A 16,401-nucleotide genomic window follows, 5' to 3' on the forward strand; every position below is an offset into this window, starting at 1 on the left:
TCAGACCTCTTCCCGCGGGTGAGTACGCAAGCGCAACGGGTCGTAGAAAGGGATAGGCGCGACGTAGGCCTGCCAGCTAGCAGACTTGCCCTTGACCTCAACTGCGGTGCCGTTCACGGCAAACTCCGGCGCAATATGCGCCAGCGCCAGGGACTGCATGAGATAACGGCTGTAGGAAGCGCTGGTGATCACGCCCACCTGCTTGCCGCCGATATGGATCGCCGCACCGGCTTCCACGGCAACCGCCGCCTGGCAGACCAGGCCTATCTGGCGCACGCGCTCCTTGCCCTTCGACGCCAGCACGGCGGCCTTGCCGATATAGTCGCCCGGCTTGTCGAAGTCGACGCCCCATGCCATGTTGATCTCCCACGGCGTGGTATCGCCCTCTATCATCTCGAACGGGAAGAACAGCAACGCCGCCTCTATGCGGGTCAGCTCCAAGGAATTCCATGAGGCGGGGATCACGCCGAACGACTCACCGGCTTTCAGCACCCCATCCCACAGCAGCACAGCATCTTCCTCGCGGCAGTAGATTTCATAGCCCAGCTCGCCGGAGTATCCGCCGCGGGCGATATAGACATCCTTGCCGAACAGCTTGGCCGGCTTGTGCTGGAAATACGCCAGCTCCTTGAGATCGAACGCCAGCAACGGGTTCAGCACCGCCAGCGACTTGGGGCCTTGCAGCGAGAGAATATGCGCGCCGAGGTCGGGCTCGACCTTGACGTCGAGGCCTTGCGCGATCTTCGCCAGCTGTTGCTTGGTCGCACCGCTGCCGTGGGAGAGGCGGAATTTGGTCGCGGAATCGCGGATCACCATGATGTCGTCGCAAATCGCCCCCGCCTCGTTCACCTCCGCCGCCAGCAGCGAATGGCCAGGCTTGAGCCTGGTAATGTCCCGCGCCACCAGCCGGTCCACTGCCTTCTCCGCATCCGGGCCAGTGACATTGACGATATTCAACGCGGATACATCGTAGAGCCCGGCCCTGGAACGTACCGCGACGACTTCGTCGTGGACATCGGCGTCATAGCTCCAGGGAATGGGCATATCGTTCCAGGTTTCCCCGTCCAGCTTAGAGCCGAGGGCGCGATGGCGTTCGTTGAGAATCGAATTCCTTGACATGCTTTATCCTTAGAAGTGGTCATTTCAAGGTCAACAATAGTCAAAACGCCAGTCGCGGAAAATTCTCTCGAAGATGTACTCCCAAGGTGGTATCCGCGACAGTCGCGGCTTACGGCCATCTCAATCCCGCTTTAGGTTCTTAGCCCAGCGTGCATATACATACCCCGCCCATTGGTTGAGCGTAGCTATGCGTACGTCGAGATCATGCAGTATTTCGGCGGCAGACTGGATCATGGGCTGTGCCGGGTCAGCATCACTTCCTCCCTTGAGCTCTTCCGGAGATATCCCGCACCACTCGCGCACCATCCCTGCCTGCATCTCGATATGGTACTGGAAGCCGATATGCAAGTCATCCAGCACATAGGCCTGGTTGGCGCAGTGCTCGCTGCGCAGGATACGCACCGCGCCTGGCGGGATGGAGAATGTCTGGTAATGCCACTGGAACAAGTCCAGCGCGGCATGGTCGCCCAGCCATTCCGTCGCTTGCGGCACGGCCTCGGGCACCCCGTGCACCCAGCCGATCTCGGTAAAAGGGCTATCCGTCACCTCCCCCCCCATCGCCTTGGCGAGCATCTGGCCTCCCAGACAATGCCCGATCACCGGCACTCGCTGCGCGACCGCCCCCCTGATCAATTCCAGCAACGGCGGTATCCAGGGCAAATCGTCATTGACGCTCATGGGCCCGCCCATCATGGCAAGGCCGCTGCAGGCATGGATGCCTGCCGGCAATGCCTCACCCCGGTCCATCCTCAATACCTGGAACGGAATATGCTCGCTTGCAAGATAATCCCCCAGGTGTCCCGGCCCTTCGGAAGCGCTAAACTGCACGATCATCACGGGTTTCATGGCATGGTTCCTGTTGTAGAGCCTGTTATTAGTCGCGGCAAGCGGCTGCCTTGTCGTAGGCAGCACCATGGAATATTATTAATAAACTTTATTTAATTTAAAGAAACTTTTCCTGCCTTCTGGTGACAAGAAAAGCAAGAATCGGGCGAACGGCACACTGTTCGCCTCTGTAAACAAGGAAGCGAGAAAGACGAGACATGGCGGGAAATGTGAAGAAAGCATTGCCGGCAAGCCCCGACAATGAAAGCAAGCCGCTCGGCAAGCACTTGGGCAATGTCATCAAGGATATCCGCCAGCAACATGGGCTCACGATTGCAGAAGTGGCCGAGCGCGCCAATATCAGCCGCGGCATGCTGAGCAAGATCGAGAACGGCCTGGTTTCCACCAGCCTGGATACATTGGAACAGCTTGCCAACAGCCTGGGGGTGACGATTTCGAGGCTGTTCCAGGGCTATAACCAGCCGACCGGAGGCGCCCAGCTCGTGAAAAAGGGCCAGGGCATGGAAGTGGTGCGCCGCGGCACCAGAAATGGGCATACCTACCATCTGCTGGCCTATGACCAGGGCCCGAAGAAACTGTTCGAGCCGTTCCTCATCACCCTGGAAGACCCGGGCGAGGAATTCCCTTCCTTCGAGCACAGCGGCACCGAGTTTCTCTACATGCTCGAAGGCGAGCTTGGATATCGCGTGGGCGAGGAAGTCTACATGCTGGAGCCGGGCGACGCCCTCACCTTCCGCGGCGAAATTCCGCACCGTCCGGAATACCATGCCAAGCTGCCGATCCGCTTTCTCGCCATCATCCATTACGACACGGAAGAATCGGTCGAACATGAGTGAGCCAGCCACAATCATTCGTCCCGCCGAACCGGCAGACATCCCGGCGTTGTGCGGCCTACTGCAGCAGCTCTTCAGCATAGAACAGGATTTCACCCCCGACCCGGCGAAGCAAACCGCAGGATTGCGCCTGCTGCTGGAACACCCCGACCGTGGCACCATCCTGGTGGCGCAACAGGCCGGCGGCCAGGTGGTCGGCATGGTCAGCGCGCAACTGGTCGTCTCCACAGCGCAGGGCAGCCCTGCCGCCTGGATCGAGGACATGGTCATCGATGCGCAATGGCGGGGAGCCGGCCTGGGCAAGCAGCTGCTGACCCAGGCCCTCGCCTGGGCCAAGACGCAGGGCGCTACCCGCGTCCAGCTATTGGTGGACATGGACAACCAGCCCGCCATCGCCTATTACGACCACCTGGGCTGGAATACCACGCGCTTGCAGGCACGCAACCTCTTCATATAAGCGCAACAACAAACCTCAGCCAATCAATCCCCGCTGGGCACTCTGCCCAACAGTACGAGTAGTACGACACGACAGAGCAACAACGCCAGGTGAATTTTGCCAGGCGTCCAAAATATAGGCGCCCCAGTCACGCCGGTATCAAGCCTCGCTGAATTTCAGGCTATGCGCATTGTCACACCTTGCAACAAGAGCAAGCGCGGACTGAAAGGAGCAGTTTGAAATACAGGCGGGAGGTAGACGGGTTACGTGCAGTTGCGGTGCTGGCGGTGGTGTTCTTCCATGCCGGTTTTTCTGGTTTCAGCGGTGGTTATGTCGGCGTTGACGTCTTCTTCGTCATCAGCGGCTACCTGATTACCTCCATCCTGCTCGGCGAGCTCGAGCAGCAACACTTTTCCATCATCAACTTCTACGAACGCCGGGCACGCCGCATCCTTCCTGCCCTGGCGGTCGTATTGCTCGCCACCAGCATCGCGGCATTTTTCCTCATGCCGCCCTCGCTGCTGCACGACTATGCGCGCAGCCTGGTATCGGTAGCCGCATTCGGCTCCAATGTGTTTTTCTACCTCAGCAGCGGCTACTTCTCCACGGCATCGGAAGAAAAGCCCTTGCTCCATACCTGGAGCCTGGCGGTGGAAGAACAGTACTACCTGCTGTTCCCGCTATTGCTTGCCGGGCTGTGGTTCATGCGCCGCACCAGGATCACCTGGGTGATGCTGATCCTGGCCGCGGCTTCATTGGCCTTGTCGGAATACCTGCTGCGCCGGAACGCGGTCGATGCCAACTTCTACCTCATTTTCAGCCGCGCCTGGGAGTTGCTCGCAGGCTCACTGCTCGCGCTGCTCGGGCCGCAGAGATGGAGCGGCCTCAACCAAGGCGTGCGCAACGTCCTTGCCTGGACCGGGCTCGCCCTGATCATCGGCGCGGTCTTTCTACTGGACCAGCAAACACCGTTCCCCGGCCTCTATGCGCTATTCCCCGTACTGGGCGCCTGCCTCATCATCGCGTTTTGCGACCCCGACGGCGCGGTGGGAAAACTGCTTTGCAGCCGGGCCATGGTCGGCATCGGCCTGATTTCCTATTCGCTCTACCTCTGGCACCAGCCGCTGTTTGCCTTCATGCGCATGAAAAGTACGTCCCATCCGAGCGCGCTGATGTTTTCCATTGCGATTGCGCTCGCCTTCTTGCTCGCCATCCTCAGCTATTTCTATGTGGAGCAGCCCTTCCGTAACAAGAAGCGCTACTCCCGCGCTCGCATCTTCCAGTTTTCCGGCGTGGCGCTAGGCGTGATGCTGGCAGCGGGACTGGCTGGGATGCAGGGCAAGGGCTTTCCCGATCGCTTCGAGCAGCCGGAACTCATGACCAGTGCCGTCGGCAGTCCGTTGCGGGAGGAATGCCACACCAGCGGCACCGATTACCTGAAACCGATGCAATCGTGCGAATACTTCGGCAAGCGCATTACCTGGGCCACATTGGGCGACAGCCACACCGTGGAATTGGCCTATGCCTTGGGAGAAAAGCTCAAGCAACGGGACGAAGGCCTACTGCACCTGAGCTTCAGCGGCTGCCCTCCCGCCTTGCTGTTCAAGGCCAAGGAGCCTGGATGCAGCGCCTGGATGCGCGAAGCCGTTGCCCACCTGGAACAACGACAGGACATCAAGCACGTATTGATCGGCTTCAGCTATACCCGCGCCCTGTTCGGTAATCTGGAGCACTATCCGTCATTGCCGGATAAAAGCCCGGTCAATAAGTTCACGGCCGAATATGCAGGCATGAGCCGCGAGGAACTCCGGGAGGAATACTGGCAAAGCCTGAAAGCCACCATAGACCGCCTGCTCGCCGCGGGCAAGGACGTATATGTCGTGTACCCCATCCCGGAACTGCCCATGGATATCACCAAGGCAGTCACGCCGATGTCCATCCTGCACACGGCCTCGCCGCAAGATCTTGGGCAGATGACCAGCCGGGATTTCTACCTTGCCCGCCATGCCTTCATCCTGGAAAAGCTGGATAACCTGCCCTATGGCGAACGCCTTCATGCCATCAAACCGGTGGAACAGCTCTGCAAGAATGGGCACTGCCCGGCAGTAGCCGAGGGCCAGGCGCTCTACTATGACGATAATCACTTGAGTATCGCTGGCGCCAGGCAAATCCTCACAATCCTGGATAAAGATTCTAGATAAGCTCAACGCCAACGACGAATAAAAAGCCCGGCATTCGCCGGGCTTTTTCTATGCCTGAAACTGCCAGGCTATTTAGGAGTGGTACGCACGCTCGCCATGGGACGCTGTATCCAGGCCTTCGCGCTCGTCCTCTTCTGAGACGCGCAGGCCGACCACCAGGTCCACGATCTTGAACAGGATGTAGCTGACGATGCCAACGTAGACCACGGTGAAGCCAACCGACACGGCTTGCACGTAGAACTGGTGGCCCATGGTCACGCCTTCGTCGTAACCGACGCCGCCCAGGGATGGCGCCATGAAGATGCCAGTGCCCAGCGCGCCGACGATACCGGCGATACCGTGGACGCCGAACACGTCCATGGTGTCGTCGTAGCCGAGTGCGTTCTTGAGCTTGGTGACGGACCAGAAGCTGATGAGGCTGGCGATGAAGCCGAGTACGATCGCACCCATCGGGCCGACGAAGCCGCAAGCGGGAGTGATCGCAACCAGGCCGGCAATCGCGCCGGAAATCGCGCCCAGCATGGAAGGCTTGCCTTTGCTCAGCCATTCGGCAATCACCCAGCCGACGACGGCGGCAGCGGTTGCCAGTTGGGTGTTGACCACCGCCAGGCCCGCCATGCCGTCAGCAGCCAGTTCGCTGCCGACGTTGAAGCCGAACCAGCCGGCCCACAGCAGGGAACCGCCGACCATGGTCAGGACCATGTTGTGCGGCGGCATGGCTTCCTTGCCGTAACCGATGCGCTTGCCCAGCACCAGAGCGCCCACCAGGGCTGCGATACCCGCATTCATGTGCACCACGGTGCCGCCAGCGAAGTCAGCCGCGCCCATTTCGCCGATCCAGCCGCCGCCCCAGACCATGTGGGCCATCGGCAGGTAGGAGAACGTCATCCACAGCACCATGAACAACAGGACCGCGGGGAACTTGATGCGCTCGGCAAAACCGCCGACGATCAGGGCCGGGGTGATGGCCGCGAAGGTCATCTGGAAAGTGACGAACAGCAGTTCGGGAATGGTGCCCTCGAGGCTGTCCGGCGTAATGCCCGCCAGGAAAGCCTTGCTCAGGCCGCCGATGAAGGCGTTGCCCTCGGTGAAGACCAGGCTGTAGCCATATACCGCCCACAATACGGACAGCAGGGAGAATGTCACCAGCACCTGCATCAATACCGACAACATGTTTTTGGAGCGTGCCATGCCGCCGTAGAAAATCGCGAGGCCGGGCACGGCCATGATGATGACGAGCACGGTGGCCACGATCATCCAGGCGGTATCGCCGCTGTTCAAGACTGCTGGTGCTTCCGCGGCTACTTCTTCGGCTATACAGGAGCCTGCCGCCAGCATGCCGCCCAGCAAGGTGGAAATGGATAAGAATCGCTTCATGACGCCCTCCCCTTAAAGCGCATCGGCGCCGGTTTCACCGGTGCGGATACGATAAGCCTGTTCAAGATCAAAGACAAAAATCTTGCCATCCCCGATCTTCCCGGTGCTGGCAGATTGCTCGATTGCGTCAATCACCTGATCCAGCAAGCTGTCTTCAATGGCGACCTCCAGTTTCACTTTGGGAAGAAAATCCACCACATATTCAGCGCCGCGGTAAAGCTCGGTATGCCCCTTTTGGCGCCCGAAACCCTTCACCTCAGTGACAGTAATTCCTTGTACGCCAATAGCGGAAAGAGCTTCCCGCACCTCGTCAAGCTTGAACGGCTTGATGATAGCGGATATGAATTTCATACATGCTCCTTGCATCAAAGTTGTTGATCATCGCCAGAGCCCTGGCGCATCCGTTTATTTCGTTATAACAGCCGATGTTCAGCAACTCTTGTGCCAGCATTAATTTCTTTTATTTTTCATCAACATATAAAAAATTGATAGGCTACCCGCATCCCTTGGAAGGATTTCCATGCACCACAATCGCGCAACGCACCATTGAGGTGCGGCAAACGCAAGCTGAACGGTTGACATTTGTTGACAATCTCCCGGGAGGGCGGCGGTATAAGATTGGCTATGGTGGTGCGTGATATTGCCGCAATGGCTTGGCATGTTTCCGTCATGCGCGCCTATAATGCAAAAAAAGGAAGAAAAGAAATGCGTTTTGCTGCCTTGGATGACAACAACTCGGAACTGGAGCTCATAGAGAAAACGGTAGTGTCACTGGGACATGACTGCCACACCTTCAATGATGGCAAATCCTTGCTACGCACATTGCAGCACGAAACCTTCGATTTCCTCATCCTGGACTGGGAGCTGCCCGACACATCGGGCCCGGAAATCGTGCAATGGGTGCGCGCCAACATCAAGGAGGCCATTCCCATCCTCATGATCACCAACCGCAGCGACGAACGCGACGTGGTGCATGGCCTCACCTCCGGCGCCGACGACTTCATGAGCAAACCGGTCCGCGTGCGCGAACTGCACGCCCGCATCAACGCGCTCCTGCGACGGCTCTATCCCCAGAAGACCCAGCAGGAATTCGTCTGGGGCAACTATAAGTGTAATGTGGCACAGCAACGCTTCGAGCATAAGGGCATACCGGTCACCCTCAAGAACAAGGAGTTCGAGCTGGCGTTGTTCCTGTTCCAGAACCAGGGCCGCCTGCTGTCGCGCCAGCATATCCAGGAACAGATCTGGGGCATACAGTCGGTGGATTTGCAGACCCGCACATTGGATACGCATATTTCCGCGATCCGCTCCAAGCTGAAACTGCACCCCAACAACGGCTACAAGCTGGCCGCGGTCTATGGCATGGGCTACCGGCTCGAAAGCGATACGCTGGTGCCGTTACTGGAAGAGAATTCTTAATATTATTACTGGGGATCACATGAACGCAGTGCGCAATCACGGACATTCGCCATGGCGGCCTAACTGGCGGCCGGCCTTCCTGGTCGGGCTCGTATTGGCGGCCCACGCATCGGCTCAGGCCGATACGGTCAGCCACACCGTAGAGCCCGGGGACAACCTTTACAATCTTGCCGCCCGCTATATGGGCGACCCGCTTGCCTGGCCGGACATCCAGAAGCTCAACCGCCTTCCCGACCCGCACCGCCTGCAGCCAGGCACCAGCCTGCTCATTCCCCAAGTCAGCAGCACCGTCACTGCCAGCTTCGTCCATGGCGAGGTATCGCTGGTCGACGATGCAGGCAACACGATCAAAAGCATCTCGCATGGCGACCAATTGACCGAAGGCAATATCGTGCGCACTGGCCAGAACAGCTACCTGTCGCTGGAATTTGCCGACCACAGCGTTGCCCGCATCCTGTCCAATACCCGGGTGCGCCTGGACCGCATCAAGGAAGGCGGCCTGGTGCCGCAAGGCCAGAGGGTCATCTACCTGGAACAGGGCGACGTGGACGTCTCGGTGACGCCTGCGCCCAAGCGCAATCCGCAGCATTTCAAGGTCATCACGCCGCAGGCAGTGGCCGCAGTGCGCGGCACGCGCTTCACCATGGGAGCGGGCGACACTTCCACCACCAGCGTGACCCAGGGCCAAGTGGAAATGCAGCCGGCAAAGTCAGGCAAGCCCAAGTCCGGGAAAATGCTGCAAGCCGGGCAAGGCATCGCGGCCAACGACAACAGCCTCGGAGAGGTGCAAACATTGCTGGCAGCGCCGGACTTGAGCCAGTTGCCGTCTACGCTCAACGAACCAGAACTACTGCAGTTCAATTGGCCGGCCCTGGATGGCAGCCGCGAATACCAGTACCGGATCGCCCAGGACGAAGCCATGGAGCAAGTACTGTGGAACGCGGCATCGAACTCGGCCGGTGCGGAGCTTCCCAGCATGCAGGATGGAGAATACCTGCTGGCAGTCCGCGCGCTGGATATCCATGGCATTGTAGGCTATGAAGCCCAGCACCGTTTCACCATCCACAGCCATCCCTCCAGCCCCTGGCTCTTGGCCCCCCAACAGGGGCAAATCGTTGCCGGCAACAGCATCCTGCGTTGCTCGCCAGTGGAAGGCGCACAAGGCTACCACCTGCAAATTGCCAGCGACCGCGAGTTCCAGCGGCTTGTCGTGGACGCCGACAACCTCGACCATTGCCAATACCAGCTCGAATCGCTCGCGGAAGGACGCTACTACTGGCGCGTCGCCGCCCTAGCCTCTCGGGAGGGAAGTCCCCTGGGGCCGTACAGTTTACCAGTCGACATCATCATCAGCGAGGATGCCGGCACCCCAGCCGTCATACCGGGGCAGGCCTACTGGACCAGCACGCTGCAGGATGTCCGCTATATAGCCCAGGTCAGCCGCACGCCCCAGTTTGAATCCTTGGTGGCCGAACAGGCACTCGATAGCCCGAGCATCAATCTCCAGTCACTGCCGGCTGGGCGCTATTACGTCAGGCTCGCCACCAAGCTGGAGAACCATACCGGGCCGTTCTCCGATGCGCGCATCATCGAGGTGAAGCACGAAGAAGATGGCGTCGACCGCACCTGGTTTGACAAACCCAAGTCCTGAGCGCCGTTACGCACTGCATGCCTTCGACGACGCTATCTTCGGCTCCCTTATATAGCAAACGGCTCTGGCTGCTGATCTCGGGGATCATCCTGGTCCTGATAGCGGCATTGTCCCACCAGCGCACACTCATCATTACCGACGACCTGATCCAGGATGCCATCATTGCCAGCCAGCAGCATCCGCTGACTGGCAAGTTAATGATCGTGGCGATTGACGACGACAGCGTCGCCACATTCGGCCGCTGGCCCTGGCGCCGCAGCCTGCATGCAGAGCTGGTCAACCGCATCAGCGAACAACGGCCGACCGCCATCGGCCTCGACATCCTGTTCAGCGAAGCCGACCTGCAGCATCCTGAGGACGACCAATTACTGGCCCGGGCCATTAGGCAGAGCGGCGTGGTCACGCTGCCTGTCGTCTTCAGCGATGCAGGGCAAAACCGTCATGTGCAAACCCCGGCCCCCATATTCTCGCAAGCAGCAGCCAGCCTCGGGCATGTCCACATCAAGGTGGATTACGACGGGGTGGTGCGCTCGGCGCTCATGCAACAATCGGCAGGCCAAGTGCGATACCCACACTTCAGCAAGGCCATACTGGGAGGCGCAGAACTCCCATACCAGCATAGCGGCGCGAAGCAATCCATTGCCCAACTGATCCCTTACGCAGGGAAGGAAGGCTATTTTCCCCGCATCTCCTACCGAGATGTGATCGAAGGGAGGATTCCTGACGACAGTTTCAAGGACAAGCTGGTGCTGGTGGGCGCCACCGCCACCGGCATCGGCGACCAATACGCCACCCCGGTTTCAAGCGATGGCCTATTGATGCCTGGCGTTGAAATCCTCGCCAACATCCTCGAGAGCCAGTTGAGCGGCCGCATGCTCGCGCCCGCCACTGTCTGGCAGAATATCGCGCTCAACCTTGCTTTTGTCAGCCTGGCCCTGCTCGGCTTCATGCTATTGAGCCCGCTCTCCGCTTTGCTGCTCAGCTTTTCGCTGCTCCTCCTGCTGCTCTTGGTCACCTACGGGGTAGCCATCGCATTCGGCATCTTGCTGGCGCCATCGGCAGGAGCGCTCGGCCTGATCCTGATCTATCCGCTCTGGAGCTGGCACCGCCTGGACACCGCTGCCCGCTTCCTGGCGGCGGAGTTCGAATCCTTCAAGCGCGACTTTCCTATGCTGTCGATACCGCAGGCTCCCGCTGCGTTCCATGATTTCCTCGACAAGCGCATCAACGCCCTGCATGAAGCCACCCATCAATTGCAAGGCATGCACCGCTTCATCAGCGATAGCGTCAACGGGCTGCCGGACCCCACCTTGATCTGCGATCCCGACGGCATCATCCGTATTGCCAACCAGACGGCGGCCGGATATTTCGGCGTCGATACCTCCGCCATGCTGCAGCAGCAACCATTGCTGCCATTGTTGCAGCATATCCAGGACAAGCAGAGCAATCAGCCCGTCATCAACACGGATATCCTGCAAGCCCAGCTCGAAATCGAGGTGGAGGCGCAGGATGACAAACAGCGCGAATTGCTCGTCAAGCTCGCGCCATGCAAGGATGCCGCTGAACAGCATATCGGCTGGATATTCAGCATCATCGACGTTTCCAAGCTCTGGCAGGCGGAAAAGGACCGTGACGAGGCCTTCCGCTTCATCACGCACGACATACGCGCGCCCCTGTCTTCCATCATCTCCCTGGTCGAACTGCAGAAACTGAGCCCGGAAAAGATCGAGGAGCGCTGGCTGAGCATGATAGAAAAACATGCCGACAACGCCCTGACGCTGGCAGACGACTTTGTGCAGCTGACGCGGGCCAAATCCGGCCATTACCAGCTAAACGACATCAACCTGGCTGACCTGCTGCATGAGGCGATCGACGATGCCTGGATCCTCGCCTATGCGCGCGACATCACCATCACCCTGGCCGATACGCCATCCGAGGCGCATGCCTGCGTCGACGGCACCCTGTTCAAGCGTGCCATCACCAACCTGCTGAGCAATGCCATCAAGTTCAGCCCGGACCACTCCACCATCTCGTGCAGCATCCGCACGGCAGACAGGTATTGGAGCATCGCGGTGCAGGATGCCGGCATCGGCATCAGCCCGGAAGCGCAGTCGCAACTATTCCAGTCATTCAGCCGCGTGCACCAACAAAGCCATCCTCATATCGAGGGCACCGGCCTGGGCCTGGCCTTTGTCCAGGCCGTCGCCACCCGCCACCAGGGCGAGGTGCGGCTGACTAGCGTGCCTGGCGCAGGCAGCACCTTCCGCATCCTCGTCCCCAAGCACCCCTAGCATCTTTTCCCAAGCGTTTCCCCGGCCCGCGCGCCAGCAAATGTCAACAATTGTCAGATCCCTATGACAAGGCATTTGGCTACTGCAAGATAGCGTCAAACCAAAAGTAAATTAAGCAGAAGGGGAGGCGATGGACGCCATCCTGCACCAAACAGTTTCATCCCGTTTACGCTGGACAACACGCTTTCTCATGTTGTTGCTGATCACGGCCAGTCTGCTCGCCATGCTGCACGCCACGCGTCCATGGCCGCAACTGGCGGCATTCGCCCCTGTCGTCGCCACCCTGGTCGTGCTCAGCACCACGACCACTGCCCTGCTCCTGCTGTTGCAGTTCAAAATCCAGAAACAATTCTTCCTGGTGCCGCTGGCCGGCGCCTACGCCATCTATGCCCTGGCTGCCATCACCAGCCTGATCTCGATGCATGGATCATCTGTCGCGCCTGTCAACACCGCTGCCATCTCATCCAGCACCATGTCCAACTGGGGCGCATACTGGCAGTTCGGCTTCTGCGGCTTCATCATCATTGCCATGATATTCCGCAAGGCGGCCGACTCCTTTCCGCAACTGAACCGCATCAGCCTTGGCAAGAATACGGTGCCGTTCATGCTCACCCCGCTGCTCGGCATCATCCTCTACATGCTGGCGCTCAATTCCGGCAACCTGTTTTCCGCCATCATGAGCAGCGCGTCTATCGTCACCGCGCCGCTGGGCTGGGGCAGCTGGATCATGGCGGCCGCCACTTTCGCCCTAGTGCGCACCTTTTGCAGCGACAACAAGCTGGTCACCATTTTCCTGTCCGTCGCGGCGCTGTCCCATCTGTGCTATGTCTCACACCTGCTGATAGACAGCACCCCGTTCAGCGCCAACTGGTACATGGCGCAACTGCTCAGCCTGTTTTCCTCCACCACTTTGCTCGCCGTATTGATCCTGCAGCTCAGCCAGTTCTCCCGCGACCTGGCTGACTCGCATTCCGCGCTCCTGGAAAAAGCCCACAAGGACAGCCTCACCGGCATCTACAACCGCGGCTATTTCGACGACACCGCTGCGCTCGAATGGCGGCGTGCGCAGCGCAATAACAGCTCGCTATCCATCCTCATGGTGGATATCGACCACTTCAAGGAATACAACGATCAGTACGGCCACATCAAGGGCGACAAATGCCTGAAGAAGATTGCCCAGACATTGCACGCCAACATGCAGCGACCTGGGGATTTTGTCGCCCGGTTCGGCGGCGAGGAATTCGTGGTGTTGCTACCGAACAGTACGGCAGAAGGCTGCCACGCGATCGCGCGGAAACTGCATATGGCGGTCCAGAAACTCAAGATATCGGCAGGTAACCACCGCAAAGTGTGTGTGAGCATCGGCCATGCCACATGGGAAGGCCCTTACGAAAACCGCTCTATCAACGAGCTGCTGTCCCAGGCCGATCTCGCGCTATATACCGCCAAGCGCCTGGGCAGGAACCGCATCGTACGCTACGAGGACCTCGCGCACAGCTTGGCCTGGAGCAAATCCCTGTTTCCGCCGGGCGTCATGTCGCCGCATTAGGGATTATCGAAGTTTTGCGCATGCCTGGTGTCCGTCCGACCCCCGTTTTTTCCAGGCATGCTTTTTATACCGCAGCAGGCGGGCATCAATACACATCCCGCCTGTACCTGCTCTCGGAGGCAAGTTGGGTGAGAACATCCTCGCCCAGCGCTTGCAGCAGGACCGCATGCACCTCTTGCGCCATACCGTTGGCGCTGCCGCAGACGTAAATGGCGGACCCCTGTGCCACCCACTCCGTCAACAGGCCGGTGTTGGCAGCCAGCACATGCTGCACATACAGCTTCTGCGCCTGGTCGCGCGAGAATGCGGTATCCAGCCTGGACAAGACACCACTGGAGTGCCAGGCGCGTATCTCATCCATGAAATGAAAGTCATGCGCCGCGTTGCGCTCGCCGAACAGTAGCCAGTTGGGCGCCCTTGCAGAGGTTGCCCGCGCCTTGAGGTGCGCGCGCAACCCGGCGATGCCGGTGCCGTTGCCGATCAGGATCAAGGGCCGGTCTTCTGAGGGAGGATGGAAGGCCGCATTCTCACGAATGCGCAATGCCACCGTGCCGCCTAGATCGACGTATTGCGTAAGCCAGCCAGAACCCAGGCCCAGGCGCCCGTCGGCATATGATGCCTGCCGTACCAGCAGCTCCAACTGACCGTCGCCGGGCAAGGAGGCAATCGAGTATTCACGGTGAGGCAAGGGACGCAATTGCTGCAACAGCAGATCAGGCGATAAGCCCCGGAGTGCCTTTACTTCGGATTCCGCGTGGGGCAACAGGCGCTCCTGCAGCCAATCGCTCAGGCGCCTGCCGTCCACCATAGCCGCGCCGTCCAATGCCAGTTGCGCAAGGAAATGTGCCACCTCATGCGAGGGATTGCGCGGACCGATTTCGGCAATATCGCCGGCCTGCCATGTCCCGCTGGCCGACTCGACACGCAACGCCAGGTGATAGACCGGCGCGCCGGAGCTATCTGCATTCAATTGCTGTCTCAGCACTAGGCGCCATGCTTGGTATTGCGGTGCCTCCCAGTCCGGCATCTCGGTACTGCCTGCCAGCAAGCCCAGTTGATATTGCCAGTGGCGCAATGCCCCGGCATCGCCCGCATCCACCTGCACCAGGTCGAACAAAGGCAATGCATGCACATGCTGCAGCCAGGCATCGAGCTGGTGGCCGAAACCGCAGAAATTGGCGTAACTGCTGTCCCCAAGTGCCAGGATGCCGTATTGCAGATGCGCGAGCGACGGCGTCGCCGTCATGGCATCCTGCACAAAACCGCGGGCATTGTCGGGAGGATCGCCTTCCCCCGTGGTACTGACGACAAACAATGCGCGGCGGGCCTTTGCCAGCGCGGCGGCATCAATCGCGTCCAATGCCAGGCACTGTGCGGGCACGCCCGCCTCTTGCAGGGATTCGGCCGTCTTCAATGCCAGCTCGCGGGCGTAGCCGCCCTGGCTGGCATAGCCCACCAGCACTGTCTCGACATTAGCAGCCGCTAACGGCACCGGGACAGCCGACAGCCGCCGATGGCGCTTGACGATCCAGAAGCAAAACACCAGGTAGGCCATGCATATGCCGAAGGCAATTGCATAGCGGTTGAAAGCAGGGTTGTTCACGGCCGCCTGCGCCTCGCCGCTGAGCAACAGCAGGCCGAGCAAGGCAGCATATGTCCGCGTCACTGCAACATTTCCCGCAGCCTGGGCGATGCCTGTTGCATCAAGCTGGTTTTGCCAACTTGGCCAGCTTGCGTCTGCACCGTGAACAAGGCGGCGATGTCATGCGTCTGCGCATACGCCAGGCCACGCTCCAGGCCCATGACGGTCAGGGCCGTGGCAAACGCATCGGCCTCCATGCAGCTGGGTGCGAGCACGCTGACGGAAACCGGGGCCCGGGCAACCGGCCAGCCGGTCTGCGGATCGATGGTATGGGCATAGCGCTGCCCATGGTGCTCGAAATAACGGCGATAGTCGCCAGAGGTGGCGAGACCCATGCCATGCACGGCTACCACGTACTCATCCATTACTGAGGCTTCCGGCGCACGCTCCAAGGCCACCCACCAGGGCTGCCCATCCGGCTTGATGCCATGCCCGTAGAACTCGCCGCCGACTTCAACCAGGTAATGCTGCAAGCCGTGCTCGCGCAATGCCGCCGCCACCTGGTCCACACCGAAGCCCTTGGCAATGCCGGAAAAATCCAGGGCGAGCTTTCCAGGCTGCTTCAGCGCTCGCCGGGCGGGGTCGAATTCCAACCTCTTCCAACCGCTTTCCCGCAACGCCTCATCGACGCTGGCTTGCGTCGGCGGTAACGCCTGCGCCTGCCGCGGGCCGAACCCCCACAGGTTGACCAGGTTCCCCAGGGTAGGATCGAAGCAACCGTCCGTCCGCGCGGCAACTGCCAGCGCCTTGGACAGCACTGCGGCAAACTCGGCCGGCACCGGCATTTCCGTATCAGGCGCAGCGTGGTTGAACTGGTTGATCGCCGAATCCTCCAGCCAGGTGCTCATTTGCTGCACCACCTGGTCTAGCGCGGCTTCCACCGTCTCTGCCACTGTATTCTCCGCAAGCCCGGCTGCTTCGACATAGCGAACGGACCAGGTCGTCCCCATGGTCTCGCCGCTGAGCGCGACAATGCGGCCGCTGGGCAGCTCGCGCGGCAAATCCGCAAGCCGCTGCGGGATCAATACCTGCCGCAT

General features: G+C 59.9%; 13 protein-coding genes. 7 read left to right on the forward strand and 6 right to left on the reverse strand.

Features of this window, described 5'->3' with window-relative positions:
- Entirely contained in the window at positions 1-1,119 is a 1,119-nt protein-coding gene (locus ACW4YW_RS14165; protein ID WP_457138141.1) for an aminomethyltransferase family protein, read from the reverse strand.
- Between the two features lie 120 nt (positions 1,120-1,239).
- The gene (locus ACW4YW_RS14170; protein ID WP_457138142.1) at positions 1,240-1,965 is read right to left on the reverse strand and encodes a type 1 glutamine amidotransferase; all 726 of its coding nucleotides are present in this window, start codon (positions 1,963-1,965) and stop codon (positions 1,240-1,242) included.
- 197 nt (positions 1,966-2,162) lie between these two features.
- On the opposite strand from ACW4YW_RS14170, the gene ACW4YW_RS14175 reads away from it, so the two are divergent.
- The 3 genes from ACW4YW_RS14175 to ACW4YW_RS14185 all read left to right on the forward strand — a co-directional run bounded on the left by ACW4YW_RS14175 (position 2,163) and on the right by ACW4YW_RS14185 (position 5,435).
- On the forward strand, positions 2,163-2,801 hold the full coding sequence (locus tag ACW4YW_RS14175) for a helix-turn-helix domain-containing protein (RefSeq protein ID WP_457138143.1): 639 nt from the start codon (positions 2,163-2,165) through the stop codon (positions 2,799-2,801).
- Positions 2,794-3,255 (forward strand): N-acetyltransferase family protein, encoded by a 462-nt coding sequence (locus ACW4YW_RS14180; protein WP_457138144.1) that lies wholly within the window; start codon positions 2,794-2,796, stop codon positions 3,253-3,255. The genes ACW4YW_RS14175 and ACW4YW_RS14180 overlap by 8 nt, the downstream gene beginning before the upstream one ends.
- A 215-nt stretch (positions 3,256-3,470) precedes the next feature.
- A complete protein-coding gene (locus tag ACW4YW_RS14185; RefSeq protein ID WP_457138145.1) occupies positions 3,471-5,435 on the forward strand; it encodes an acyltransferase family protein in 1,965 nt (654 codons plus the stop codon).
- Between the two features lie 72 nt (positions 5,436-5,507).
- Here the strand turns inward: ACW4YW_RS14185 and ACW4YW_RS14190 are convergent, their stop codons facing one another.
- A complete protein-coding gene (locus tag ACW4YW_RS14190) occupies positions 5,508-6,812 on the reverse strand; it encodes an ammonium transporter (protein WP_457138146.1) in 1,305 nt (434 codons plus the stop codon).
- 12 nt (positions 6,813-6,824) lie between these two features.
- Positions 6,825-7,163 carry a P-II family nitrogen regulator gene (gene glnK, locus ACW4YW_RS14195; protein ID WP_230346479.1) on the reverse strand — a complete coding sequence of 113 codons (339 nt, stop codon included), beginning with the start codon at positions 7,161-7,163 and terminating at the stop codon, positions 6,825-6,827.
- Between the two features lie 354 nt (positions 7,164-7,517).
- On the opposite strand from glnK, the gene ACW4YW_RS14200 reads away from it, so the two are divergent.
- From ACW4YW_RS14200 to ACW4YW_RS14215, 4 genes are all read left to right on the forward strand, one after another.
- The gene (locus tag ACW4YW_RS14200) at positions 7,518-8,231 is read left to right on the forward strand and encodes a response regulator transcription factor (RefSeq protein WP_457138147.1); all 714 of its coding nucleotides are present in this window, start codon (positions 7,518-7,520) and stop codon (positions 8,229-8,231) included.
- Positions 8,232-8,250: 19 nt separating this feature from the next.
- The gene (locus ACW4YW_RS14205) at positions 8,251-9,882 is read left to right on the forward strand and encodes a FecR family protein (protein WP_457138148.1); all 1,632 of its coding nucleotides are present in this window, start codon (positions 8,251-8,253) and stop codon (positions 9,880-9,882) included.
- A 17-nt stretch (positions 9,883-9,899) separates the two neighbouring features.
- A complete protein-coding gene (locus ACW4YW_RS14210; RefSeq protein ID WP_457138149.1) occupies positions 9,900-12,173 on the forward strand; it encodes a CHASE2 domain-containing protein in 2,274 nt (757 codons plus the stop codon).
- Between the two features lie 130 nt (positions 12,174-12,303).
- The gene (locus ACW4YW_RS14215; RefSeq protein WP_457138150.1) at positions 12,304-13,722 is read left to right on the forward strand and encodes a GGDEF domain-containing protein; all 1,419 of its coding nucleotides are present in this window, start codon (positions 12,304-12,306) and stop codon (positions 13,720-13,722) included.
- A gap of 85 nt (positions 13,723-13,807) precedes the next feature.
- Here ACW4YW_RS14215 and ACW4YW_RS14220 read toward each other — a convergent pair whose 3' ends face one another.
- Positions 13,808-15,388, reverse strand: a complete 1,581-nt coding sequence (locus ACW4YW_RS14220) for a flavodoxin domain-containing protein (protein ID WP_457138151.1) — start codon at positions 15,386-15,388, stop codon at positions 13,808-13,810.
- Positions 15,385-16,401, reverse strand: a complete 1,017-nt coding sequence (locus ACW4YW_RS14225) for an FAD:protein FMN transferase (RefSeq protein ID WP_457138152.1) — start codon at positions 16,399-16,401, stop codon at positions 15,385-15,387. The genes ACW4YW_RS14220 and ACW4YW_RS14225 overlap by 4 nt, the downstream gene beginning before the upstream one ends.

The sequence above is a fragment of the Methylobacillus pratensis genome, assembly GCF_054072455.1.